The organism is Micromonospora sp. NPDC049274 (assembly GCF_040678875.1).
Lineage (GTDB): Bacteria > Actinomycetota > Actinomycetes > Mycobacteriales > Micromonosporaceae > Micromonospora.
This window is the reverse complement of the sequence record NZ_JBFAQS010000015.1, coordinates 154,411-178,798: the sequence shown is the minus strand read 5'-3', so window position 1 is coordinate 178,798 and position 24,388 is coordinate 154,411. Positions and strand designations below refer to the sequence as shown.

At 69.1% G+C, this 24,388-nt stretch carries 24 protein-coding genes; 11 read left to right on the top strand and 13 right to left on the bottom strand.

All coding sequences use genetic code 11. The annotated features are described in order from the left end of the window. Positions 1 to 264 precede the first annotated feature (264 nt). On the top strand, positions 265 to 747 hold the full coding sequence (locus AB0K10_RS25475; protein WP_363687404.1) for a GNAT family N-acetyltransferase: 483 nt from the start codon (positions 265 to 267) through the stop codon (positions 745 to 747). A 73-nt stretch (positions 748 to 820) separates the two neighbouring features. Here AB0K10_RS25475 and AB0K10_RS25470 read toward each other — a convergent pair whose 3' ends face one another. From AB0K10_RS25470 to AB0K10_RS25460, 3 genes are all read right to left on the bottom strand, one after another. Continuing rightward, a complete protein-coding gene (locus AB0K10_RS25470; protein WP_363687402.1) occupies positions 821 to 1,051 on the bottom strand; it encodes a hypothetical protein in 231 nt (76 codons plus the stop codon). Positions 1,052 to 1,212: 161 nt separating this feature from the next. Beyond that, positions 1,213 to 2,181: an aldo/keto reductase gene (locus AB0K10_RS25465; protein ID WP_363687400.1), complete on the bottom strand. Its 969-nt coding sequence runs from the start codon at positions 2,179 to 2,181 to the stop codon at positions 1,213 to 1,215. 25 nt (positions 2,182 to 2,206) lie between these two features. Continuing rightward, positions 2,207 to 2,551, bottom strand: coding sequence for a putative quinol monooxygenase (locus tag AB0K10_RS25460; protein ID WP_363687398.1), 345 nt, complete (start codon positions 2,549 to 2,551; stop codon positions 2,207 to 2,209). 68 nt (positions 2,552 to 2,619) lie between these two features. Between AB0K10_RS25460 and AB0K10_RS25455 the strand changes: the two genes are divergently transcribed. Beyond that, a complete protein-coding gene (locus AB0K10_RS25455; RefSeq protein ID WP_363687396.1) occupies positions 2,620 to 3,420 on the top strand; it encodes an AraC family transcriptional regulator in 801 nt (266 codons plus the stop codon). A 75-nt stretch (positions 3,421 to 3,495) separates the two neighbouring features. Here the strand turns inward: AB0K10_RS25455 and AB0K10_RS25450 are convergent, their stop codons facing one another. Both AB0K10_RS25450 and AB0K10_RS25445 read right to left on the bottom strand, forming a co-directional pair. After that, on the bottom strand, positions 3,496 to 3,753 hold the full coding sequence (locus AB0K10_RS25450; protein WP_363687395.1) for a hypothetical protein: 258 nt from the start codon (positions 3,751 to 3,753) through the stop codon (positions 3,496 to 3,498). 81 nt (positions 3,754 to 3,834) lie between these two features. After that, on the bottom strand, positions 3,835 to 5,973 hold the full coding sequence (locus tag AB0K10_RS25445) for a UvrD-helicase domain-containing protein (RefSeq protein WP_363687393.1): 2,139 nt from the start codon (positions 5,971 to 5,973) through the stop codon (positions 3,835 to 3,837). 370 nt (positions 5,974 to 6,343) lie between these two features. On the opposite strand from AB0K10_RS25445, the gene AB0K10_RS25440 reads away from it, so the two are divergent. Next, complete coding sequence (locus tag AB0K10_RS25440; RefSeq protein WP_363687391.1) at positions 6,344 to 7,579, top strand: low temperature requirement protein A; 1,236 nt, start codon at positions 6,344 to 6,346, stop codon at positions 7,577 to 7,579. A gap of 45 nt (positions 7,580 to 7,624) precedes the next feature. On the opposite strand, the gene AB0K10_RS25435 is transcribed toward AB0K10_RS25440, so the two are convergent. Then, entirely contained in the window at positions 7,625 to 8,233 is a 609-nt protein-coding gene (locus tag AB0K10_RS25435) for a TetR/AcrR family transcriptional regulator (RefSeq protein WP_363687389.1), read from the bottom strand. Positions 8,234 to 8,350: 117 nt separating this feature from the next. On the opposite strand from AB0K10_RS25435, the gene AB0K10_RS25430 reads away from it, so the two are divergent. Both AB0K10_RS25430 and AB0K10_RS25425 read left to right on the top strand, forming a co-directional pair. Then, on the top strand, positions 8,351 to 8,911 hold the full coding sequence (locus tag AB0K10_RS25430) for a hypothetical protein (RefSeq protein WP_363687387.1): 561 nt from the start codon (positions 8,351 to 8,353) through the stop codon (positions 8,909 to 8,911). A 1-nt stretch (position 8,912) separates the two neighbouring features. After that, positions 8,913 to 10,334: an NAD(P)/FAD-dependent oxidoreductase gene (locus AB0K10_RS25425; protein ID WP_363687385.1), complete on the top strand. Its 1,422-nt coding sequence runs from the start codon at positions 8,913 to 8,915 to the stop codon at positions 10,332 to 10,334. Here the strand turns inward: AB0K10_RS25425 and AB0K10_RS25420 are convergent. Both AB0K10_RS25420 and AB0K10_RS25415 read right to left on the bottom strand, forming a co-directional pair. After that, positions 10,291 to 11,049: a hypothetical protein gene (locus AB0K10_RS25420; RefSeq protein ID WP_363687383.1), complete on the bottom strand. Its 759-nt coding sequence runs from the start codon at positions 11,047 to 11,049 to the stop codon at positions 10,291 to 10,293. The two genes, AB0K10_RS25425 and AB0K10_RS25420, sit on opposite strands and share 44 nt — an antisense overlap. Positions 11,050 to 11,394: 345 nt before the next feature. Next, positions 11,395 to 12,405: a mechanosensitive ion channel domain-containing protein gene (locus tag AB0K10_RS25415; protein WP_363687381.1), complete on the bottom strand. Its 1,011-nt coding sequence runs from the start codon at positions 12,403 to 12,405 to the stop codon at positions 11,395 to 11,397. A gap of 23 nt (positions 12,406 to 12,428) precedes the next feature. Between AB0K10_RS25415 and AB0K10_RS25410 the strand changes: the two genes are divergently transcribed. Continuing rightward, on the top strand, positions 12,429 to 13,766 hold the full coding sequence (locus tag AB0K10_RS25410) for a glutathione-independent formaldehyde dehydrogenase (protein WP_363687379.1): 1,338 nt from the start codon (positions 12,429 to 12,431) through the stop codon (positions 13,764 to 13,766). 83 nt (positions 13,767 to 13,849) lie between these two features. Further along, positions 13,850 to 14,977 (top strand): hypothetical protein, encoded by a 1,128-nt coding sequence (locus AB0K10_RS25405; protein ID WP_363687377.1) that lies wholly within the window; start codon positions 13,850 to 13,852, stop codon positions 14,975 to 14,977. 26 nt (positions 14,978 to 15,003) lie between these two features. Here AB0K10_RS25405 and AB0K10_RS25400 read toward each other — a convergent pair whose 3' ends face one another. The 3 genes from AB0K10_RS25400 to AB0K10_RS25390 all read right to left on the bottom strand — a co-directional run bounded on the left by AB0K10_RS25400 (position 15,004) and on the right by AB0K10_RS25390 (position 17,400). Further along, complete coding sequence (locus AB0K10_RS25400; RefSeq protein WP_358157332.1) at positions 15,004 to 16,179, bottom strand: zinc-dependent alcohol dehydrogenase; 1,176 nt, start codon at positions 16,177 to 16,179, stop codon at positions 15,004 to 15,006. Continuing rightward, positions 16,176 to 16,664 carry a hypothetical protein gene (locus AB0K10_RS25395; RefSeq protein ID WP_358157335.1) on the bottom strand — a complete coding sequence of 163 codons (489 nt, stop codon included), beginning with the start codon at positions 16,662 to 16,664 and terminating at the stop codon, positions 16,176 to 16,178. The genes AB0K10_RS25400 and AB0K10_RS25395 overlap by 4 nt, the downstream gene beginning before the upstream one ends. A gap of 154 nt (positions 16,665 to 16,818) precedes the next feature. Further along, entirely contained in the window at positions 16,819 to 17,400 is a 582-nt protein-coding gene (locus tag AB0K10_RS25390; RefSeq protein ID WP_358105572.1) for a type 1 glutamine amidotransferase domain-containing protein, read from the bottom strand. A gap of 217 nt (positions 17,401 to 17,617) precedes the next feature. On the opposite strand from AB0K10_RS25390, the gene AB0K10_RS25385 reads away from it, so the two are divergent. Continuing rightward, positions 17,618 to 18,460, top strand: a complete 843-nt coding sequence (locus AB0K10_RS25385; protein ID WP_363687374.1) for an aldo/keto reductase — start codon at positions 17,618 to 17,620, stop codon at positions 18,458 to 18,460. 41 nt (positions 18,461 to 18,501) lie between these two features. Here AB0K10_RS25385 and AB0K10_RS25380 read toward each other — a convergent pair whose 3' ends face one another. Further along, positions 18,502 to 19,182: a TMEM175 family protein gene (locus AB0K10_RS25380; RefSeq protein ID WP_358157344.1), complete on the bottom strand. Its 681-nt coding sequence runs from the start codon at positions 19,180 to 19,182 to the stop codon at positions 18,502 to 18,504. A gap of 134 nt (positions 19,183 to 19,316) precedes the next feature. Here AB0K10_RS25380 and AB0K10_RS25375 point away from each other — a divergent pair, with 134 nt between their 5' ends. After that, a complete protein-coding gene (locus AB0K10_RS25375) occupies positions 19,317 to 20,213 on the top strand; it encodes an NAD(P)-dependent oxidoreductase (protein ID WP_363687372.1) in 897 nt (298 codons plus the stop codon). Between the two features lie 58 nt (positions 20,214 to 20,271). After that, complete coding sequence (locus tag AB0K10_RS25370; RefSeq protein ID WP_363687370.1) at positions 20,272 to 21,450, top strand: aminotransferase class I/II-fold pyridoxal phosphate-dependent enzyme; 1,179 nt, start codon at positions 20,272 to 20,274, stop codon at positions 21,448 to 21,450. Positions 21,451 to 21,477: 27 nt separating this feature from the next. Here the strand turns inward: AB0K10_RS25370 and AB0K10_RS25365 are convergent, their stop codons facing one another. Further along, the gene (locus tag AB0K10_RS25365) at positions 21,478 to 23,325 is read right to left on the bottom strand and encodes a glycoside hydrolase family 15 protein (protein ID WP_363687368.1); all 1,848 of its coding nucleotides are present in this window, start codon (positions 23,323 to 23,325) and stop codon (positions 21,478 to 21,480) included. Between the two features lie 234 nt (positions 23,326 to 23,559). Here AB0K10_RS25365 and AB0K10_RS25360 point away from each other — a divergent pair, with 234 nt between their 5' ends. Next, the gene (locus AB0K10_RS25360) at positions 23,560 to 24,378 is read left to right on the top strand and encodes a methyltransferase domain-containing protein (protein ID WP_363687366.1); all 819 of its coding nucleotides are present in this window, start codon (positions 23,560 to 23,562) and stop codon (positions 24,376 to 24,378) included. Positions 24,379 to 24,388 lie beyond the last annotated feature (10 nt).

Below are 24,388 nucleotides of genomic sequence, written 5' to 3'. Positions count from 1 at the left end.
GCATGCTCCGCCGTCTCACCCGAGGCGAACCCGCCACCCGCCAACAACGCCTCACCTACAACACACCCGACTGACAGCAATGTGAAACGCGCTCTGACAGCCTCTGGTGCGATTGCACCGCCCGGTAGGATTCCGAGCATGAGTTGCTTCGCCGCCTGGCGGACCCGCCGCTGAGGGTCGGCTCGCCGTCGATCCGGCCGCTTGCTGACCATCTGATGCCCGGTCTGTTGGCTTTCAGAACCTCAGCTCGAGAGGCGCACTCATATGCGTATCTGTTCGTTTCTTCAGCATGACCTGACCCGGCTCACCGAACTGACCATCGAGACGTTCGGGCCGTTCTACGAAGACTCCTTCCGCCCCCTCGTGGGCGAGGTCGTCTTCGCCAACCAGCACGGCAAGTGGCGCGACGACTACGTCAAGCAGGTTGCCGAGCTCCACGACCCCGCCGAGCACCGGTACGTCGCGGTCGCCGAGATCGACGGCGTCATCGCCGGCTATGTGGCCTGGGCGGTAGAGCCTGAGCACCGAAATGGCAGCGTCACGATCCTCGCCGTGTCCGCGCAGCACCGCCGGCTCGGCGCGGGCACCGTACTGTGCGAGCACGCGTTCGCCGCGATGCGGGAACTCGGCGCCGAGGTCGTCACGATCGGCACGGGCGGCGACGAGTTCCATGCGCCCGCCCGAGCCCTGTACGAAACACTTGGGTGTACGCCGCTGCCGGTAGCCGTCTACTACCGGGAGCTCTGATCCAGTCCGGGGCGGGGCGCGGTCACGTGCCTCGCCCCGGTCACGACAGCGCAGCGTGGGGTACGGCCCTGTGTCAGGCCGGTATCGGGTGGGCCAGGACCCCGAGTGACCACGCCTCGACGTCGAAGATCCGTTGCATGGCGACCGGCTGTGGCAGCATGCAGCGGTGACATTCGATGATGACCGGTATCTGGATGCCTTCGTCGGCTACAGCAGAGGGCGTCATTTCGTTCGACTCGACGTCGAAGTGCCAGCAGAGACCCTGACGGCTGGGTTGGCTGGTCCTGATGACGATGTGCCCCATGGGTCGTTGTGGTTGTCGGCGGACCGGGCCGAAGAGTTGGCCAGGGCCCTGCTCAACTGCGCGGCAGCGGTGCGGAAACAGAGCGGTCCACCCGCCTCTGGCGGAGATGGGTGACTGACCGAGTGCGGTCCCGACGGACGCCGGTGGGCGCGGCGCCATCGTCAGCCGTTCAGTAGGCCCATCATGTGTTCGGGCCAGCGCGTTCCGGCGGACGCTCCAGGCGGAAAGGCGGAGTCCAGGTCGGCCAGGTCCGCGTCGCTGAGCTTCACCCGCAGCGCGTTCACATTCTCGTCGACCCGCTCGGGCCTGGTGGTGCCGGGAATCGGCACGGCCGTGGGGAACATATTCATCACCCAGGCCAGCGCGACTTGAGCCGGCGTCGCACCGATGCTTGTGGCGACGCTGCGCAACGGATCCAACAGGCGGCGGTTGTGGAGGAAGTTGTCACCCTGGAAACGAGGACTGACCCTCCGGAAGTCGTCCGCCGCGAGCTGCTCCACCGACGTGATCGCGTCCGTCAGGAAGCCCCTGCCCAGCGGGCTGTACGGCACGAACCCGATGCCGAGCTCCCGCAACGTGGGCAGCACCTCGGCCTCCACGTCGCGACTCCACAGCGAGTACTCGCTCTGGACTGCCGTGATCGGGTGTGTCGCATGGGCGCGACGGGTTGTTTCCGCCGAGGCCTCGCTGAGACCCAGGTGCCGGACCTTGCCCTCCACCACCAGTTCGGCCATTGCGCCGACGGTCTCCTCGATCGGCACAAGTGGATCTACCCGATGCAGGTAGTAGAGGTCGATGGTGTCCACGCCCAGCCGGTGCAGTGAACCCTCCAGCGCCAGGCGCATCTGCTCGGGCCTGCCGTCGGGAACACGTCCCGGATCGAGAACCGGCATCGACCCGAACTTGGTGGCGATCCGCACCTCACCCCACCGACCGGCGAGTGCCTCGCCGACCAACGACTCATTGGTGCCCGAGCCATAGTGGTCGGAGGTGTCAAAGAACGTGATCCCGCGTTCCAACGCCCGATCTATCGTGGCGACAGCCCGCTCGCGCGCGACGGTGCCGTAGCCGAAGGTCATCCCCATACAGCCCAGACCGACAGCGGAAACGACGAGGCCCTCGCCCAGCACACGGTCCTGCATCCCGCTCACCTCCTCACGCGTCAGAAGTCGACACTTCGTCGACGAACTGGACCTGCGGCTCGTCGCTCAGCAGTTCCGGAACTCGGGCGAAGAACGCGTTCACGTACGGGGCGGCGAAGTGGGCATCACAGGCAGCCTGGTCGACGTAACGTTCGAAGACCACGAAGACTCCGTCGGCCCCACCGTAGACCGCGTAGCCGAGCGCACCCGGCTCCCTATTCGTCAACCGCTTGAGTTCCAGAAGCTCGTTCCGTACCTGGTCCACGCGCTCCGGACGCGCTTTCAGGGTGGCGAATACAACCGTCATGACGGTCATGGTTGTCGTCAGCCAGGCGAACCGATAGGAAAAAACGGCCATCCACTGCATGCTGGCACGCCGACGCAGCACATTCCGGCCGAGCCGGCGAACCAGCTACGATACGTATCGTGCGCAGGGCTTTTGTGCCGGTTGGACGGCAGCTCGCACGGTACGTCGATCGGATCTGGACCTGGGAAGGCGCACCGAGTGAGTTGCCGGCGCTCCTTCCGGGCACCGGCGCGGAGTTGATCGTCCACCGAGGCGCGCCGATCACCGCGCACGACACCGAAGGTTCGGTCCTGCTACCCCGGGCCCACCTGCTGTGTATGCGCCGGAGGCGGTGGCGTCTGACGGCTGACGGAATCGTTGCCTTCACCGCCGTCCGCCTGCGAGCCGGCGCTCTTGCCCATCTGACCGACATTCCAGCGGAAGACCTGATCGACCGGGTAGTCGACATCGGTGACCTTCTGGGTCCGGTCGGCCGCCAGCTCGCGTCCGTTCTCGACGGCGCCGATGACTTCGCGGTACAGGCGGCCAGGGCCGAACGACTGCTACAACGCCAGCCGATCCGGCGTACAGACCCGCGCATCATGGTCGCGGTCCAGCAGCTGTACCGTCACCCGGCTTCGACTTCTCTGCAGGACCTGGCGCCGACGCTGGGCATCAGCGCCAGGCACCTCCGTCGAGGGTTCGCAGCCGCCGCCGGAGTGTCACCCAAGGAGTTCCAGCGGCTGGTTCGATTCCAACGAGTGATCCGGACAATGCTGCTGGGTGCGCCAGGAAGCGTCGCCCCCGTCGCGTTGGCCGCCGGCTACTACGACCAGAGCCACTTCATCAACGAGTTTCGTCGTCTGACCGGCGAGAGCCCCGGGCGGATGCTGAGCCGACCCCTGCCGCACTTCTATCTGCCAAGCCTGCGGCCGGAGTAGGCGACCTGCTTTCGGCCCGCGCCAGCCGAGCGGGCCGCGACGAGGTCGACCCCATCCAACCGAAGGCAGGGGACGTCAGGGGACGAGGGCTACGAAGCCGAGGCCCGTCGTATGCTCCGCCAGGTCGAGTGCGGCCGCCGGGTTGTCCAGACCGACAGTCAGCAACTCGACCGCGGAGAGGTCCAGAAGCCCGGAGCGGACCAGGTTCCACACCGTGGTCGCCGTCTCGTCGTCGCTCATCCAGGAACCGCGTTCCACGTCGCCGAGCGGCCCGAGCAGACGCTTCTCGTCTACCGCCTGCCGGGGAGCGCAGACCCGCTGCCCAGCCGCCACTGAGCTGCCTCCCATGGTCAGGTCGCCGCAACACATGCGCCTTCGGAGGTGCCGAGGACACGCCTGAGACCCGGAGACACGTCATGGGCGTGGCGACTGCTGCTGCCTGAGGATCAGCTGTCCGAGTTCCTGGGTGCATCGGGTGAGCGCGACGTAGAGCCCGTTCCAGCCGCGCGGCTCGGCGGCGATTCCCGCGGGGTCGATGAGGAGCGTCGCGTCCCATTCCAATCCCTTGGACTGGGTCGCGGTGAGCACTGGCACATCACTCAGCACGGCGTGGAGTTCGGCGATGCGGTCGGCGGGGGCGATGACGCCGACGGTGCCGCCGTGCCACCGTTGCCGTAGCTGTCGCACTGCTTCGGCGGCAGCACCGACAAGCTCGGCGGGTCCGACCATGCGTTCCCAGGGGGCGATGCCGGCGGAGCGTACCGCCCGCGGTGGTGCGTTGTGGCTGCCAGCCTTCGCAAGGACCGGTCCGGTGAGGTCCATGACCTCACGCGGCGTCCGGTAGCAGATGGTGAGTTCCGCTGCGGTCCAACGGTCTCCGAAAGCGGCCTGCACCGCCTGTGCCCAGCTGGTGTGCCGGTGGGCCGCCTCCGCCTGGTCGATGTCGCCGACAGCGGTGATGGAGCGACTGGGACAGCGCCGGAGAACCATCTGCCACTGCATTTCGGACAGCTCCTGCGCCTCGTCGATGACGACGTGGCCGTACACCCAGCCACGCTGTCGGCGTGCGCGGTCGGCGACGAACTCGCCCTGTGGTTGCGGGGCGTCGACCTCGCCGAGCAGCTCGGCGAGCGCGTCGAGCAGAGGGATGTCGCTGGATGCCCATCCGGCGGGCTCGGCGGCGACGGCGGTGATCTCTTCGGGGGAGAGCTGCGGGGCGAAGCGGCCCAGCAGGGTGCGGTCGGTCAGGAGATCGTCCAGCAGGGTTTCGGGGTGGAGGGTGGGCCACCATGCCTCGATGAAACGGGCGATGGTGGCGTTCTCGGCGATACGGCAGCGCAGCTGGTCGATCTCCTCCTCGGAGAGCAAACCGTCGATGTCGCTGCCGGTGGACCTCCGGGTGGAGTGGGGATCATGCCCCATGCCCCTGTCGACGCGGGCGAGGATGTCCTCGAAGCCCTCCTCCATCTCGTCCATCAGCGCCTCGCGCTGCTCGGCGACCACATCGGCGAGGAGGTGGTGCACCTGCTCGGCGAACGCCGCGCGTGCGCGGTGGTACGGGCGTCCCTGCACCGCCGACGCGAGCGCCTGCGCCACAGTTGTGGCGGGGATGACGTAGAACTCGCCCTCCCAGCGCACCTTCAGCTCGCGCGGCCGGGGGAGCAGTGACGCGACGTAGCTTTCGAGCGCGGGCTGCCAGAGGGCGCGGCCCTTGATCTCGGCGAGGAGCCGGCTCTCGTCGCGGCCAACCTGAACGTCGGCCAGCAGGGTGTCACAGGTCGCCGAGACGACGGCGGTCTCACCGAGCGCGGGCAGCACCTGGGCGATGTACTGGAGGAACCGCGACGAGGGGCCGAGGACCAGGACCGCCTGCTCGGCCATCTTGCGGTACGTGAACAGCAGGTACGCCACGCGGTGCAGAGCGACCACTGTCTTGCCGGTGCCGGGACCGCCCTGAACGATCAGCGGGCCGGTCGCCTCCGCTCGGATGATCTCGTCCTGCTCGCGTTGCAGGGTGGAGATAGCGGTCGACATGCGGCCGGTGCGCCGCTGGTCGAGGGCGGCCAGGAGAGCGCCCTCGCCGACGAGTTCGGCAGTCGCGGTTCCGTCCAGTGGCTCGTCGTCCACGCCGACGACTGCGGATCCCCTGGTACGTATGTGCCGGCGCCGTGCCTGGCCCTGCGGGTCGACAGCCGTCGCGGTGTAGAACGGCCGAGCTGCGGGAGCCCGCCAATCCACCAGCAGTGGCTCACCGTCCTCGGCGTCGTCGCGGAGACCGACACGGCCCACGTGGCGCACGGTGCCATCAAGTCCGTCGAGGCGGCCGAAGACCAGCCCTTCCCCTGCTCCGCGGAGCTCGTCGTACTGCTGGCGGAGCATGCGCTGCCGGGCCTGCTCCAACGCGTCCAGGGCCTCCGCGGCAAGCTCGACCTGTAGGTGCTCGACCAGCCTGTCGCGGCGGGCCGCGGCCACGTCGAGAAACGCCTGCTCCTCGGCGACCGCAGATCGGCGCGCGACGTCCTCCGTGGCCGTCGGTTGGCCCTCCTCTGTCACGTCACTGACGCTGGCAGTGCCGTTGCTCGGGGCAGACTTTCGGCGCATTCGCAAATCCTCGTATTGGTGTCCCTCGGCCCGAACGAGCCGCAGTGTGGTCGGCGGCAAGCATAGAGACGGGTTTCCCTCGTCGGCCAGTAATTCCCCCAGCAGAGACGGCAATCTCAATATCTTGCAGTTCCGGGTCACTCGTGGCCTCAATAAATCGCGATTCGCTCATTGACAGTCCGATCCTTATCTGATCTGCGAGTGCCCTGGCCTGCTCGCCCAGGCGCGTCCAGCTAGACCAGGTGTCGTGCGGGGGGATATGGGCTGACGCAACTCCTCTGGCGGCCGGCTCGTTGGTGACAGGGGCGGACGGAGGCGGACGATGGCGGCGGGTCGGGGCGCCGAACTGCTGCGTCCTCTCACCAGTTCGGGCCGGGCGACGTTCCTGGAGCTGTTCTTCGATCTGGCGTTCGTGGTGGCCCTCACCCGGGTCTCGCAACGGTTCGCCGGCCTGGGCGATGACGCCAGCTGGCCGCTCATCAGCGGGTTCGGACGTACCCTGCTGCTCTTCCTGGCGCTCTGGCTGATCTGGTCCCACACCGCCTGGATCACGAGTCGCTACGAACCAGAGCAGCCGCTCATTCAGGCAGTCGTGGTCGGCACCATGTTCGCCGGCCTGATCATGGCGGTGACGTTGCCGCGCGCCATGGAGGAGCGAGCGCTGCCGTTCGTGGTCGCGTACCTGATGGTGATGGTGGTGCGGCCGCTGGTGGTCGCGGCCGCGCTGCGGGGCCACCCGCGACGGCTGGTGCCGTTCCGGCTTGCCGTGTGGGCGTCGGCGAGCGCGCCCCTGTGGCTGACCGGCGCCCTGGGTCCGGACCGGCTGCGCTTGCCGCTGTGGGCCGCCGCGCTCGCCGTCGACTACCTTGCCTGGACCCTGGGCTGGCCGCTGCCATGGCTCGGCGCCTCGAAGGTGGGCCGCTGGCGGATCGCGGGGACTCATCTCGCCGACCGCTACCAGCAAGTGTTTCTCATCGCGCTCGGTGAGTCGATTCTGGTCATCGGCGTGGTGTTCAGCGGTACGGACTATTCCGCCGAGCGGGCAGCCGCCTTCACTGTCGCGTTCACCACCAGCGCGCTGCTCTGGCGGATCTACTTTCACCGGGCCGGTCTGCTGCTGACCGACGCGTTGGATCGGGCGTCCATGCCCGGCCGGCTGGGCGCGGTGTCGGAACGGACGCATCTGCTGATCGTGCTCAGCGTGCTCGTCACGGCGGTCGGCTACGAGTTGGTGATCGACCATCCGTTCGGGCAGCCGCGGCCCGGTTGGCTCCTGTTCGTGGTGGGCGGTCCGATGCTCTTCCTGGTCGCCCGCCTGCGGCTGGAGCACGAGGTCTTCGGCCGGCTTTCCCGCTCCCGCATCATCGGATTGGCGGCCCTGCTGCTGAGCACGCCGGCGCTGGCGCGGTGGACGCCGATGGTCGGGTTGAGCGTGGTGGCCGGAGTGCTGGCCCTGGTCGCGTTCCTCGACGCGCTGCGGAGCCGGGGGCAGCCGCCGGAGCTTCCCGCCTCGCCGATCGGGCGGGAGGCAGCCGACGTCCGCGACTCCGAGGCGTGACCAGGCGGCCGTGGCGGACCTGCGGCCACGCGGAGATGGGTGGTGCTAGCCGGCGGATCCGGTCGACTGGCGCTCGGTATTGACCCGAAGAAGTCCTTCGACGCCGCGCAGAAAGGTCTCGGACACCAGCGCGGGGTCGAAGAGGCATCCGGCGGCCATGGCGCCGTCGCGGAGCATGACGAAATGGCGCGCGGCGGGGTCGGCCGTTTCCTTGTCGACCTGCGCCATCAGCGTGCTGAGCGTGTCGAGGAACCATTGCCGGTGGGCGAGGATCTCCTGGCGTACGGGATGTTCCACTCCGGGATATTCTGCCGCGGCGTTCAGGAACGCACATCCCCGGAACCCGGGGGACTGGATGTTCTGGGCGATCGAGCCGGCAATGGCCAGGAGTGGGTCGACGGGCGACGAGTTGTCGGCGATGGCGACGTCGAACGCGTCGCGCTCCATTCCATGGACCTCACGCAGGTAGGCGAGGATGAGATCGTCTTTGCTGGGAAAGTGTCGGTAAAAGGTCGCGCGGGTCACTTTCGCCTCGGCGATGATCCGGTCGATGCCGACGGAATGGATGCCTTCCGAGTAGAAGATCCGGGTCGCCGTGGCGAGAAGCCGGGCTCGCGCCTCGGAGGGCCGAGTGTCGGGTTTGTCGCGCGTCATACCCCCATCCTAACGGCCAGGTGGGTAGAACGGTCGGTCTTGACGGAGAGGGTCGGTGCTGGCATGCTTGGTGGACAGAACGTTCGGTCTACCACCTCTCCGTGGAAAGGGTCACCCGTGACCACCATTGCTGCTTCGCCCGGCATCTCCCGGACCGCGTCCGCACTGCGGCGGCTGTACTTCGTCCGCTTCGCGTTCGCCATCGTGTGGGCACTCGTGACGATCGCCACCGCCAAAGAGATCGGCCCGCTCGCGGTGACGCTGTTCGTGCTCTACCCGCTGTTCGACGTGGGCGCCGCCATCTACGACCTTCGTTCGTCGCGGACCACCGGCTCGCCGACCCTGCTGTACGTGAACATCGCGGTGAGCCTGATCTCGGCGGTCGGAGTGGGTGTCGCGGCCGCGTCGGGTGTACCCGCTGTCCTCCGCGTCTGGGGCGCCTGGGCGATCGTCGCCGGTCTGGTGCAGTTGATCGTCGGGGTCACCCGTCGGAGGATGGGCGGCCAGTGGCCGATGATCATCAGCGGTGGCATCTCGGTTCTGGCCGGTGGGTCCTTCATCGTTGGCGCCTCCGCGGATCACCCGTCGCTGACAAACGCGGCCGGCTACGCGATTCCCGGCGCGATCTTCTTCCTCATCGCGGCGGTCCGGCTCGGCCGTGCGGCGAAGGGCAACTGACATGACAGCCATCGAGTACGACGTCGTGGTGATTGGTGCCGGTCCGGTCGGGGAGAACGTCGCCGACCGGGTCGTGCGGGGTGGGCTGACCGCTGCCATCGTCGAGCGGGAGTTGGTCGGTGGCGAGTGCTCGTACTGGGCCTGCATGCCGACCAAGGCGTTGCTGCGCAGCGCGTCCGCGTTGCGGGCGGCTCGCCAACTGCCGGGTGCGCGTGAGGCGGTGACGGGAGAGCTGGACGCGGCTGCGGTGCTGGCCCGGCGGGACTCCTTCGCGTCGCACTGGCAGGACGACGGGCAGGTGTCCTGGCTGGAGTCGGCAGGCATCGCGCTGCACCGTGGTCATGGACGGATCAGCTCCGCCCGGGTTGTCGAGGTGACAGGCGTCGACGGCGTCACCACGACGCTGACCGCGCGGCACGCGGTGGTCGTCGCGACCGGCAGCAGCGCTCTGGTGCCGGACATCCCGGGTCTTCGTGCGGCGGCCCCGTGGTCCAGCCGTGAGGCCGCTTCGGCCCGGTCGGTTCCCCGTCGACTGGCGATCATCGGCGGCGGTGTGGTGGCGGCCGAGATGGCGACCGCGTTCGCCGCACTCGGATCGGCGGTGACGATGCTGGTGCGCGATGGCGTGTTGCCGTCGGCGGAGCCGTTCGCCGGTGAGCGGGTCACGGCTTCGCTGCGCGAGGCCGGTGTCTCGGTACGCCTCGGCGCGGAGGCCGCGTCCGTCCGGCGCGACGACGACGGAACCGTCCGCATCGAGACCACCTCCGGCGAGGAGATCGAGGCCGACGAGGTGCTGGTGGCGGTTGGTCGTACACCTAACACACAGGACATCGGCCTCGACCGCATCGGGCTTGCCCCCGGTGCGTGGCTAGCGGTCGACGACACCTTGCGCGTCGTCGGCGGGGGAGAGTGGCTGTACGCCGCGGGCGACGTGAACCGGCGAGTGCTGCTGACCCATCAGGGCAAGTATCAGGCGCGGGCGGTGGGCGACGTGATCGTGGCCCGGGCGACGGGCGCCACGGTCGAGGACGGTCCCTGGGGCCGGCACGTGGCGACGGCGGACGAGCGCGCGGTGCCGCAGGTGGTGTTCACCGACCCGGAGGTCGCGTCGGTGGGCCTGACGGCGGCTGCGGCCGAGGCGGCGGGGCTGCGCATCCGGGTCGTGGACTACGACCTGGGTGCCGTCGCCGGGTCCGCTCTGCACGCGGATGGCTACCAGGGACACGCCCGGATGGTCGTCGACGAGGACCGGAAGGTGATCGTCGGACTCACTCTCGTCGGGCCGGACGTGGCGGAACTGATCCACGCCGCGACGATCGCCATCGTCGGTGAGGTCCCGCTGGACCGTTTGTGGCATGCGGTTCCGGCGTACCCGACGGTCAGCGAGGTGTGGTTGCGGCTGTTGGAGGCGTACGGCCGCTGAGGGTGGCGGCGAGTCGGGCTGCCAGGGCCGCATCCGCGAGCGTGAGTTCCGCGATCAGCGCCGCCGTCGCGGCGGCGAGGGCGCGGGTGAGTTCGGCGTCGTCGAGCGCACGGACGAGGGTGGCGTCCAGCGGCGCGGTCACCTCCGGGGGAAGGAGGTGTACGCCCTTCGCGTAGCTGGTGGGGTGACCGAGGCGCAGGCAGGCCAGGGCGAGAACCTGGCCGCGGAGGGCGCCGATCCACTGCTCGGCCTGCCACCGGCGGTGACGCTTGATGGATGTCCGCGCGTGCAGGGCGTGGTGCCAACCCAACCCGGCAAGAGTCCGCAGAGAGGGGGTGGGCTCCTCCGTCGCCTCTGCGGGTTGCCCGAAGACGGTACGCCAGGTCGGGCCGCGCGGGCCGAACTCGGCGGCCGGAGTGAACCCGAGGTCCACTTCGAGCATGTCGGGAAGCAGGAACACCCGATACACGGTCGAGCCGGACGGCACGTCCCAGTGATGGACGGCGGCGAAGTCGCGGTAGAGCAGGTCCGTCCAGTGGCGCATCGCCGCATCCAGCGGTCCGTCGATACCGAACGCGAGGTCGATGTCCGACCATCGGTCGCCACCGTCGACGGCCTGGGATCCGGTGATGGCGGCCCCGACGACGGCGGGGTCACCTGCGGCTGAAGTGAGCAACCGCTCCCGGATCGCGTCACGCGTTCCGACGGAGAACATCGCGTCACCCTATCGCCGCGCCAGGCTTACCCGCCCACGCCTGCCGCCCATCCGACCGATGCTGCCGACCGCGCTGTGCTCCGATTGGACGCGAGCCGCGACAGTCCGACCGGAGGCATTAGGTCGTTGAGCGATACGCCGGGAAGCCGCCATGCCGGATTCGCGTACCTCGGGCGTGTGCGGACGCGACCCGAGCGAGCGCGCCCGAACGGGGCGGGGCCACCGTCGTTCAGCTGGCTCAGGGGTGCGCGGGCCGATAGGTGGCCGCCTTTCCCGAGCTGGGCCGCGCCTGTAGCGGGTTCGTGCTGACAGCCCCTCGATGTGCTCGGGTGATGCGGCGCTCGGTCAGGGTTGGTACTGGTTGCGGGCGCGGGGCAGCCACTGCGGATGACTGTCGCGCAGGTAGCGAACCAGTCCCTCGCGCAGGTCGCAGCGCAGGTCCCAGGCGCTGGCGCCGTCGGCGGCCGAGGCCTGTACCTGGATGACCACCGTCTGCGGGGTGGAGTCGACCATCTGGAGCACCCACTGGCGGCGATCCCACAGCGGTGAGGACTCGACCAGCCGGCGCGCCTCCCGGCGCAGGTCATCCAGGTCGGTGGTGTGGTCGACATGGATCTGGACCTTGCCGACGACTCGGGACTCGTTCCGGGTCCAGTTCTGAAACGGCCGCTCGGTGAAGTAGGTGGTCGGCAGGATGAGCATCCGCTCGTCCCAGAGTCGGATCACCACGTTGGTCAGCTTCACCTCCTCGACCCGGCCCCACTCGCCGTCCACCACCAGTACGTCGCCGACGTGCAGACCGTCGGCGAAGGCGACCTGGACGCCGGCGAACGCGTTGCCGAGCGCCGTTCGGGCGGAGAGACCGATCAACGCGCCGACCACGCCCGCCGACGTGAGCACCGAGATGCCGAAGAGGCGTACCGGCCGAAAGGTGATCAGGATCAGGCCGATCGCGAGGATCGTGACCACGGCGACGGTGAGCCGCCGCACGGGGCGGATCTGCGTGCGGGCCCGTCGGATGCGCCGGCTGGTGACCAGATCGCTCGGCAGCTTGCTGAACGACACCGTCTCGATGACGCTCAACGTTCTGATCAGCAGCCACGCGCTGGCGGCGATCAGCACCAGCAGGCTGGCGTGCCGCAGATGACGCTGCCAATCGGCCGGTCCGGGCGGTAGCGCGTAGTGCAGCGCGCCGAACAGCAGGACCGCGGCCGCCGGGCGGCGACACGCGTCCCGCAACGGTTCCAGCAACCACCGGTAGCGGCCGCGGGCCACTCGGCGGATCAGCACGCCGGCGACCAGGTCCACGAGCACGGCCGCCGCCAGCGCAGCCAACACGATCAACGCGGTATGCATCAGAGGCCGTTCACCGGTACAGGGTGTCATCGGATCCGGTCCAAAGAGGCGAATATCGGGAACGCCAGTCGCTCACCTGGGCCAACTGGCTGGGCCGGACCGGGTGGTGTAAACCGGTCTTAAGGGTCGGATTGCTCTGCGAGGATGTGAACGCCACCAAGGGCGGTGCTCACGCGGTGGGCGGATTCTTCACGGGGGAGCAGATGAAGGCTGTTGTGTACGAGGGCCCCAGGACGGTCAGCGTCAAGGAAGTTCCGGACGCGAAGATCGAGCGACCGACGGATGCCCTGATCCGGATTACGACGACGAACATCTGCGGCTCCGACCTGCACATGTACGACGGACGCACGGACATGGAGCCGGGCCGGGTGCTCGGCCACGAGAACATGGGCGAAGTGATCGAGGTCGGCGATGGGGTCGATCTGGTCAAGGTCGGCGACATGGTGTGCCTGCCGTTCAACGTCTCATGCGGGTTCTGCGCCAACTGCAACCAGGGCCTGACCGCGTTCTGTCTGGTGGCCAACCCGGCGCCTGGAATGGCGGGCGCGGCGTACGGCTACGCCGACATGGGTCCCTACAGCGGCGGTCAGGCGGAGTTGTTGCGGGTGCCCTGGGCCGACTTCAACTGCCTGGTCCTGTCGCCGGACGCTCGGGACATGAGCAGGCAGAAGGACTACGTCATGCTGTCCGACATCTTCCCGACCGGTTGGCACGCGACCGAACTCGCCTGCGTACGGCCCGGTGACAACGTGGCGGTCTACGGTGCCGGACCGGTCGGCCTGCTCGCCGCCTACTCCGCGATCATCAAGGGTGCCAACAAGGTGATGGTGGTTGACCGCCATCCGGACCGCCTGCGTCTTGCGGAGCAGATCGGGGCCATCCCGATCGACGACTCCACAGCATCACCTGTCGACCAGATCCTGGAGCAGACCAACGGGATGGGCGCGGACCGCGGCTGCGAGGCCGTCGGTTACCAGGCGCACGATCCGCAGGGCCAGGAGAGGTCGGGGCTGACGTTGAACAACCTCGTGCACTCCGTGCGGTTCGGGGGCACGATCGGCGTGGTCGGTGTGTACATCACGGCGGACCCCGGGTCGCCGGACCCGCTGCAGAAGCAGGGCAAGGTGCCGTTCGACTACGGCATGTTCTGGTTCAAGGGGCAGAGCATGGGCACCGGGCAGTGCAACGTGAAGGCCTACAACCGGCAGCTGATGAATCTCATCGCGTCAGGCAAGGCCAAGCCCTCGTTCCTGGTGTCCCACGAGCTCACGTTGGACGAGGCGCCAATGGGGTACCAGAACTTCGATGCCCGCAACGACGGTTGGACCAAGGTTCTGCTGCACCCCGACGGTCGCGGTTAGGGCGCTGCTGGGGTTCACGGCCTCTGCCACGGCCAGCGTCGGCGACCACGAACGACGAGCCCGGCTAGCGGTGAGGAGCACCGGTGACCCACAGTGAAGAGCACCGCCCGGAGATCGTCGTCGGACTGGTGGCGACCCCACCTGACCACCCGGCCCGGGTGGCCGCGCCGCTCACCGCCGAGCTGGCCGCCCGACTCGCCGACCGGGTGGACGTGGACGTGCGGTGGACTGTCCGGGAGGGCTGGGGCGAGGTGGCGCCGCGCCGCGACGGCGGCGCTGAGGCGCTGCTCGACGATCTTGCCCAACGGCGTGCCGACGACCACTGGGACATCGCGATATGCCTGACCGATCTGCCACTGCACGCCGCGCGGATGCCGCTTGTCGCGCAGACCTCGGCCCGGCGCCGAGTCGCGGTAGTGTCCCTGCCCGCGCTGGGACTGCATCAGCTGCGCGCGGCCCGGGCGGCCGTCCCGGACCTGGTGAGCCGGGTGCTGACCGACGCTTCCGACCAGCGGGTGCAGCCGGCGGGCTGGGCGCCGGGCGAGATGGCACGCCGAATTCCCGCCATTCACAAGGTGGTCGGCGAGACCGACGGCGGGGAACTGAGCTACGTCGCCTCGGGGCTGCTCGGCCGGGCGCGGCTGTTGACCGGAATGGTCCGCGCCAACCGCCCGGGGCGCGCCCTGCTGGGCCTGTCCAAGCTACTGGTAGGCGCGTTCGGCACGGCCGCGTTCGCGCTCACCACGGACACCATCTGGCAGATGGGTGACGCGCTCGGCGGACTCCGGCTTACCGTGATCATGCTGCTCGGGCTGGCCGCGTTGGTGGCCTGGCTGATCGTCGCGCATGACCTGTGGGAGAAGCCGGACCATGGGACGCCTGTCGAGCTGGCTCGGCTGTTCAACCTGGGTACGGTCCTCACTCTCACGCTGGCCACGGCGGTGTCCTACGTGGTGTTGTTCGTGGGAACGGTGCTCGTCGGGGCGCTGCTGATCGACACGTCCGTGCTGGAACAGACTCTTCAGCGGCCGGTCGACTTCGCCGACTACCTGACACTTGCCTGGATCACCAGCTCACTGGCCACCGTGGGTGGCGCGATCGGCTCCGGGCTGGAGAACGAGGAGACGGTCCGCGCCGCCGCCTACGGCTACCATCCCGAACCCGACGGCTGGCGGGACGAGAAGCACGGGCAGCCCCACAGCGGAAGCTGAGTGGGCATCGGCCCGAGTCGAGCCGCTCAGCTGGTGGGCTGGAAGACGGCCCGTACGCAGCCATCGATCTTCTTTTTGAACATCTCGTAGCCGCGCGGCGCCTCGTCCAACGACATGGTGTGCGTCGCGAGATGCTCCGTGACGAGTTCGCCGCGGGCCATCCGTTCCAGCAGCATGGGAATGTAGCGCTGTCCGTGCTGCTGTGCGCCGCGCAGCGTCAGCCCCTTGTTCATCACCGCTCCGAGCGGAAACTTGTCCACCAGGCCGGCGAACACGCCCAGCACGAACACACTGCCGCCCTTGCGGCAGTTGTAGATCGCCTCCCGGGCGGCGATCGGCCGGTCGGACTCGATCCGCAACTGCTGCTTTACCTGGTCGTACAAGAATTGTGGGCCGCTGCTGTGCGACTCCATACCGACTGCCTCGATGCACACGTCCGGGCCCCGGCCGCCACTGCGCTCCAGCAACTCGCCGCTGACGTCCTGCTGCTCGTAGTTCAGCGTCTCGACGCCGAGGTGCGTCCGGGCCATCTCGAGCCGGTTGTCGAGTCGGTCGATGACGATCACCCGGTCGGCACCGAGCAGCACGGAGGCGCGGGCCGCCATCTGCCCCACCCCACCGGCGCCCCACACCGCCACGACATCACCCGGTTTGACCCCGCCAAGGTCGGCGCCCATCCAGCCGGTCGGCGCGGCGTCGGAGGCGAACAGCGCACGCTCGTCGCTCACCTCGTCCGGGACGGTGAAGGCGCCCTGGTCGGCGTACGGAACGCGAATGTATTCGGCGTGGCTGCCGGCGAAGCCCCCGAGCGCGTGCGAATAGCCGTAGCAGCCGCCGGGCGCGGCACCCCAGACGTTCTCGGTGATCATCGGGTTCGTGTTGCCGTTGTCGCACAACGAGAACTGTTGGTGCTGGCAGTACCAGCACTTGCCGCAGGAGACGAACGAGCAGACGACGACCCGGTCGCCCACCTTGTGCTTGCGTACCTGCGGACCGACCTCGACGACGTCGCCGAGGAACTCGTGCCCGAGGACATCGCCACGTTCCATGAACGGGATGTACCCCCCGAGCAGGTGCAGGTCCGAACCACAGGTCACCGTCCGACGGACCCGGACAATGATGTCCTGCTCGTTGCGCATCTGCGGGTCCGGAACCTGCCGCACCGCGAGCTCGTTGGCTCCCTCCCAGACCAGCGCCTTCACAGTCGTCCCTCCCGCCGACCCTGTTGGGTGGCCATCCGCAGTGGCTTGTTCATCGGAGTCGGCTCGGTGGTGGGTGGATAGTCCGGGTGCAGGACCTCACTGGTCTCGATCAGCTGCTTCGACTCTCGCAGCGCGGCCCGGATCGCCTGCTCGGGATCTCGGCCGGTGACCCGTCGGGCCGCGGTGGCGGCAGGGACTCGGGCACCGTCGCGCAGCCGTACCGCGATCTCGGTCCCTCGGTCGCCGGCGGCGGGCCGGAGCTGGACCTCGACGGCGTCGCCAAGCCCGGCCAGCGGCTCGGGGAGGCGCCCGCCCGGGGCGACGTCACTGGCTGGTCGGTTCACCGTCGCCACGTGCCACCGCGGCCCGCGCCGCCGTACCGGACCCTGTTGCCGGCGATCGTTGCTCTGGCCCGTCGCGCCGAGAAGGCGCCGGGCGAGCATCCCGCCGGCCACCACTGCCGCTCCGCCGATCAGCCACCTCATGTCCGCCCCTGTCGCTTGACCTGCTCCTGTGAGTGCCGCCGATGATTGGCGCCGTCAGGTACAAACCCTTTCATAAAGGGTGGTCTGGGTAGGGCTGATTCTGGCGCTCAGTGGGTTCCCGCGGCCTGCTCCTCCCGGCCCTGGGCCCAGCGGATCAGGCTGTCGCCATCTGGCGTACGTGTTCCCCCTGGGCGAACTCCTCGACCATCCTGGCGCAGAAGGCCGGAAGGTCGCTGGGGTTGCGGCTGGTGACCAGGCCGTTGTCGACCTGCACCTGTTGGTCCACCCAGTTGCCGCCCGCATTGCGGATGTCGGTGCGCAGGCTGGGGAACGAGGTGACGGTCCGGCCGTTGACCATGCCGGTCTCGACCAACGACCAGGGGCCGTGGCAGATCGCCGCCACCGGCTTCTGTTGCTGGAAGAACGCCCGGACGAAGTCCATCGCCTGCGGGTTCATCCGGAGCCGGTCGGGGTTGACCGTCCCGCCCGGTAGCAACAGGGCGTCGTAGTCGGCCGCATTGGCCTCGTCCACGGTCCGGTCCACCCGATAGTGGTTGGCCGGATTGATGTCCTGGTTCATCGACTGGATCTCGCCGGACTGCAACGAGATCAGGTGAACCTCGGCTCCTGCCTGCTCCGCGGCGGCCCGGGACTGGGTGTACTCCACGTCCTCGACCCCGTCGGCGGCGAGGCAAGCGACTCGCTTGCCGGTCAACGGCTGCTGGCTCTGTGCCATCGTGTGCGGCCTCCCTTCGCGGCGCCGCCCCGTCGGCGGCGTCTCGCTCGCGGTCGCCTTCCCGGGTACGGGCAGCAGCAAACGGCCACCGAATGCCGCACCAGGGCGCTCACCTGCCCGCGTCGGCGCGCGAAAGGTGGCGGCTGCGAGGGTGTTCTGCCTGTCCCAGCGGGTAACGCAGGCACCTGACGGCATTCGAGCCTCCGGAAAGGTCGACATGACTCTCGCTATCGGCGCGATCGAGCTGCCCTCCGGTCAGACCATGCCCGCGCTGGGCCAGGGAACCTGGTACCTCGGCGACCGCCCCGAGAGACGACAGGACGAGATGGCCGCCCTGCGCGCCGGGCTTGACCTGGGCATGACCATGATCGACACCGCGGAGATGTACGGTGACGGCGCTTCCGAGGAACTCGTCGGCGAGGCGATCGCCGGACGACGCGCCGACGTCTTTCTCGTCGACAAGGTGGTGCCGTCCAACGCCAGTCGACGGGGAACGGTGCAGGCCTGCCGTCGCAGCCTGCAACGACTCGGCGTCGACCACATCGATCTCTACCTGCTGCACTGGCGCGGCTCGCATCCACTCGCGGAGACGATCGAGGCGTTCGCCGAACTCGTCGACGCCGGCGACATCGGGCAGTGGGGTGTGAGCAACTTCGATCTCTCGGACATGACCGATCTCCTCGATGCGGGCGGAAGCGCCTGCGCGACGAATCAGATCCTCTACAACCTCACCCGCCGCGGTCCCGAGTACGACCTGCTGCCGTGGCTACGCGAGCACCGCATCCCGGTGATGGCGTACTCCCCGATCGAGCAGGGTCGACTGCTCGGCCACCCCCAGGTCGCGGAGGTCGCCGCGCGGCACGAGGCCACGGCCGCCCAGGTCGCGTTGGCCTGGCTGCTGCGCCAAGAGATGGTCGCGGCCATCCCCCGATCGTCCAAGGCCGAACACACCCGGGAGAACGCCGAAGCGCACGACGTGCAGCTGACCGAGGAGGACCTGGCGGCACTCGACACGGCGTTCCCGCCGCCGGCCGGCCCGCAACCACTCGAGATGCTGTAGGTACCGGGCGTTCACGGGGTGGAACGGTGATCTGCTCGCCCTCAGTCGGTTGGCGGAGGGCGGTGGGTGATCCGGCGGGCCACTGGAAACTGGTACAGGCCGGCGCTGGTGATGGCGTAGAAGACGGGTAGGAGGAGGAAGATGACCAGGCCGATCAAGGGCGCCACCAGGTAGCCGACCAGCCCCGCGAGCACGTACAGGACCACCCCGGCGAGGGCACGGAACCGCTCGACGTGGAAGAAGCCGCCCTTGCCCTGGTCCTTCAACAGGTCGGGGTTGCGGGCCAGGTAGTGGTAGAACGCCAGCCACGTCGCGCACAGCAACGCGCCGATCAGCGCGTAGAAGGCGATGGCCACCCGCTGGTCTGCGTTGTTGTGCTCCTGCAGCGCGTGCGACACGACAATCGTCGGAAACGGCAGCAGCGCCGTGGTGAACAGCACGAACAGGTTCACCCAGTGCAGGCCGCGATCGGCCTCTCGAATGCGGTTGAACGCCGCCTTGTGGTTGAGCCAGACGACGGCCACGTACGAGTAGGACGCGAGATACGCGACGTACGACGGCCACTGGTCGAGCAGGCCGGACAGGAGGCGGCCGGGTGGAACGTCGGGCACCCGGAGGTCCAGGACCAGCAGCGTGATGATGATGGCGAAGATGGCATCGCTGAACGCCACGGCGCGGCTGGTGTCCGACCGAGTGCTCAGGTTCGTGTCTGGCCCGCTCATCGGGCGCGCCTACCCAAGGTCGTTCGTGACAAACAGCCGGCAGCCTGATTTCTCACCAGGGCGAACGTGGCATCGCGGTTGTGGGACGTGGACACTAGCGTGACCGACAGCGCGACGGGAAGCAGGTGGCCGGGATGAGTGCTCGCACGGTGGGATTCGTCGGGCTCGGCATCATGGGCGTGCCCATGGCGACGAACCTCGTCAACGCGGGCGTCGACGTGATCGTCTGGGCACGTACACCCGGGCCCGTCGCGGAACTCGTCGCCGCCGGAGCGCGCGCGGCCGACGACCTCGCGGGCGTGTTCGACGCGGCGGAAACAGTCATCCTGATGCTGCGCGACGAGGCGGCCGTCGACGCCGTGCTCGGGCGGGGGACCGACGAGTTCGTCCGCCGGGTACGCGCGCACACCATCGTCGGGATGGGCACCTTCACGACCGCGTACTCCCAAGGGCTCGCCGTGGAGGTCGGCGAGTCCGGCGGACGGTACGTCGAGGCGCCGGTGTCGGGGTCGCGCGGACCCGCCACGGAGGGAACGCTCGTGGCCATGCTCGCCGGCGACGACGAGGCGATCGAGCAGGTCGAACCCCTCATCGACGCGATGTGCGCGCAGCGGTTCCGGTGCGGCCCAGTGCCGGCGGCGCTGTCGATGAAGCTCGCCGTCAACACGTTCCTGATCACCATGGTGACGGGTCTGGCCGAGACGTTCCACTTCGCGGCGCAGACCGGCGCGGACACGGAGGTGCTGCGCGCCGTGCTCGAATCCGGGCCGATGGCGTCCGTCGTCTCCCGAGGCAAGGCGCTGAAGCTCACCGAAGGTGACCTCGCCCCCCAGGCGGCGATCGCCGACGTCCTCCGGAACGCTCGCCTCATCGAGGACGCCGCCGTGGCCACGGGGACGGCGCATCCCCTCCTGCGGGCGAGTCGGGAGCTGTATCAGGAAGCGGTCGAGGGCGGCCACGGCGCGATCGACATGATCGGCGTGATCACCGCCCTCGAGGCGCGAACGAGGTCCACGCGCGACACCGCGTAGTCGACTGCGGCGTGCAGGGCGTCCGACGCGACGAAGGCTCGCCGAATAGGCTTCGGCCATGAGTGGTGTGCTGAGTGGTGCTCGAAACGCGGTGAATCCCCTTCGCCAGCTCACGATCGACCAGCTCCGGCAACGAACGAGCCTCAAGTGGCGGGAGTACCCCGACGACGTGCTGCCGCTCTGGGTGGCCGAGATGGACGTGCCGCTGGCCGAGCCGGTCGCGCGCGCGATCACCGACGCCGTCGCGCGCGGCGACACCGGTTACACCGCCGGCACGGCGTACCCGCAGGCCCTGGCGGAGTTCGCCAGGCGGCGGTGGGGTTGGGACGGGCTGGCCGTGGAGCGCACCGCGCTGGTGCCCGACGTGATGCACGGCGTCGTCGAGGCGCTGCGACTGGTCACCGAGCCGGGGGACGCGGTAATCGTCAACTGCCCGGTCTACCCACCGTTCTACGAGTCCGTGGCGCACGCCGACCGCCGGATCGTGGAGGCGCCGCTCGGCGAGGACCTGCGGATCGACTTCGGCACGCTTCACGACGCGTTCCGGCAGGCACGCGCCGGTGGACGGCCGGCGGCGTACCTGCTGTGCAGCCCGCACAACCCGACAGGCGTCGTGCACAGCGGGGACGAGTTGACAGCCGTCGCCCGTCTGGCCCAACGGCACGGGGTGCGAGTGGTCGCCGACGAGATCCACGCTCCGGTGGTGGCTGAGGGAGCGCGGTTCGTGCCGTACCTCTCGGTGCCCGGCGCGGAGAACGGTCTGTCGCTGATGTCCGCCTCCAAGGGGTGGAACCTGGCCGGCCTGCGCGGTGGACTCCTCGTTGCCGGACCGGCCGCGGCCGGGGAGCTCAGCCGCGTCCCCATCGGGGTCAGCATCGGCACCAGCCACCTCGGCGTGATCGCCCACACCGCCGCTTTCCGCGACGGCGGCGAGTGGCTCGACGCCCTGTTGACCGGCCTGGACGACAACCGTCGGCTCCTCGCCGCGCTGCTCGCCGAGCACCTGCCGGCCATCCGCTATCAGCCCGGTCAGGCCACGTATCTCGCCTGGCTCGACTGTCGCGCCCTGGGCCTCGGCGACGACCCCGCAGCCGTGTTCCTCGACCGTGGCCGGGTGGCGCTCAACTCCGGTACGACCTTCGGCACCGGCGGTGGCGGTCACGTCCGGCTGAACCTGGCCACCGCGCCGGAACTGATCACCGAGGCGGTCCGTCGCATGGCCCTCGCCGTCGCCTGAGAGGTCTCGTCGGCCGCGGTGCTCGTGCTACCGGCGCCTGCGGGCGTCGGCCTCGGTGTCGAGCAGGTCGTTGAGCGTCAGCGCTGAGTTGATCAACGAGAGGTGACTGAACGCCTGGGGGTAGTTGCCGATCTGCTCCCCGGTCGCGGCGATCTCCTCGGCGTAGAGGCCGAGGTGGTTGCTGAAGGTGAACATCTTCTCGAACGTGAGTCGGGCGTCGTCGAGGCGGCCGGAACGGGCCAGCGCCTCGACGTACCAGAAGGTGCACATGTTGAAGGTGCCCTCGTGGCCGGGGAGGCCGTCGGGGGAGTGGACCGGGTCGTAGCGGTGGACCAGGCTGTCGGAGACGAGTTCGCGTTCGATCGCGTGCAGGGTCGACTGCCACAGTGGGTCACTCGGCGTGACGAAGCCTACCGACGGCATGGCGAGCAACGCCGCGTCCAGCACGGTCTCGCCGTACGCCTGCACGAAGGTGCCGCGGCCCCGGTCGTAGCCGCGGGCCATGACCTGATCGTAGATGCGGTTGCGTTGCGCCGTCCAGCCGGCGATGTCGCCGGGCCGGCCGGTCCGCATGGCGAGGCGGACGGCCCGGTCCAGCGCGACCCAGGACATCACCCGCCCGAAGGTGTAGTTGCGGGGGTGGTGGCGGCTCTCCCAGATGCCGGCGTCGGCCTGATCCCAGTGGGTGCAGAGCCAGTCGACGAGTCGGACGGTGCTCTTCCACACCTGGTGCGAGACGCGGATGCCCTGCTCGTCGGCGAGATGCATGGCGTAGAGCGCCTCGCCGTGGATGTCGAGCTGGAGTTGGTCGGCCGCGCCGTTGCCGATCCGGACCGGCCGCGAGCCGCGGTAGCCCTCCAGGTGGTCGAGGACCTCCTCGTGCAGGTCGGACGAGCCGTCCACCCGGTACATGATCTTCAGTGGATCCTGGAGGTCGCCGGCCTCGCGGATCCGCTCGTCCAACCAGTCCATGTACCGGCTGACCTCCTCGGTGAAGCCGAGGCCGAGCAGCGCGTGCACCGAGAACGACGTGTCGCGGACCCAGGTGTAGCGGTAGTCCCAGTTGCGGGTGCCACCGACCAGCTCGGGCAGCGCGGCGGTGGGCGCGGCGATCATCGCGCCGGTGGGGGCGTACGTCATGAGTTTCAACGTGATGGCGGAACGCTCGACCATCTCCCGCCAGCGGCCGGTGTAGCGGGAGCGTTCCAGCCAGCGCCGCCAGTAGTCCCGGGTCCACTCGAACATGCCCTGGATCTCGTCCGCCGGGATGACCCGCGGCTCGGTGGCGCCGGTTTCCAGGACCACGCCGCCGGTGTCGCCCTCGTTCAGGGTGCCGTACGCGACGAGGTCGCCGCCCTCCAGGTGGATGTCGCCATGTTCGGAGATCAACCGCCGTGTGGGGTCGACCGGGTTGAAGGTCAGCGATGCCGTACGGCCGCGAAAGACGTAGCCGTTGCGGTGGCGCTCCAGTTGATGCTCCTCCCGGGCGTAGTCGAACCGGGGCCGGCACTCCACCCGGAAGCGCATGCTGCCGCGGACCATGGTGACGATGCGGACCAGGCGGTGCGCGTCGGTGGCCCGCTCGCCGGTGACAGGCATGAAGTCCATCACCTCGGCCACCCCGTCGGCGCTGATGAACCGGGTGATCAGGATGGGGGTGCCGGGGAGGTAGAGCTGTTTGGTGACGTACCGGACGTCGTGTGGCGCGATGCGGAAGTAGCCGCCCTTGTCCTTGTCCAGCAGGGCCGCGAAGATGCTCGGCGAGTCGAAGCGTGGCGCGCAGAACCAGTCGACCGTTCCGTCACACGTCACCAGCGCGGCGGTCTGCAGGTCGCCGATGAGTCCGTGATCCTCGATCGCCGGATAGCTGTCCACGTCTCTCCCCGGTTCGACTGCGTCCTGCGCACCGAACCTAGGGGGAGAACCGTCGGCTCAGGCGAGATTCACGTTCAGCCACCCGGTCGCGTCCGCGCGGCGGCGCGGCCGGTGGGCTTACCGTGACCGGAGCGAGGTGAAGCCGGTTCACGCTCGCCCGGCTCGACGCCGACGTCCCGGGGGTGTGGGCGTCGGCCGGGCAGAGCCTTCAGCAGATCGATCGAGGATGACGCGATGACACAGCACTCCGTCCACGAGTCCCAGCCCTCAACCGGGTGGGACGCCGACCGCTACGACAGTCAGTTCGGCTACGTGTCCGCGCTGGCCGGCGGTGTCGTCGATCTGCTCGCCCCGCTGCCCGGCGAGACCGTCCTCGACCTGGGGTGCGGACCCGGTGAGCTGGCCGCCACGATCGCGGCGCGCGGTGCCCGGGTGATCGCTGTCGACGGTGACCCCGCCATGGTCGCCGCGGCCACCGGCCGGTTGGGATCGGGCGTGCTGCTCGCGGATGGCCACGACTTCCGGATCGACGAGCAGGTCGACGCGGTGTTCTCCAACGCCGCGCTGCACTGGATGACCCGTCCGGCGGAGGTCGTCGCCGCGGTCCGTCGCGCGCTGCGTCCCGGTGGGCGTTTCGTCGCGGAGTTCGGCGGCGCACACAATGTGGCCGGGATCCTCGCCGCCGTCCGTACCGCCCTCGCCGAGCTGGGCCTGACCGAGGGCGTGCGGATGCCCTGGTACTTCCCGAGCCCCGGGCAGTACGCCACCCTGCTGGAGGAGCACGGCTTCCAGGTGCTGCGGATGGACTACTTCGCTCGGCCCACCGAGCTGACCGACTGTCCGCGCGGCGTCGCCGACTGGGTTGTCATGTTCGGCGCGTCCCTGATCGGCCATGTGCCGGCGGACCGGCGCGAGGCCGTCCTGGCGCGGATCAACGAGTTGGCCGCGCCGACGCTGCTGCGCGACGGTCGCTGGTACGCCGATTACCACCGGCTGCGCTTCGCCGCCGTGCGTGAGCCGGCCGGTGCGTCGGACGCGGCGGCGGTGGGGTGACAGTGATCCG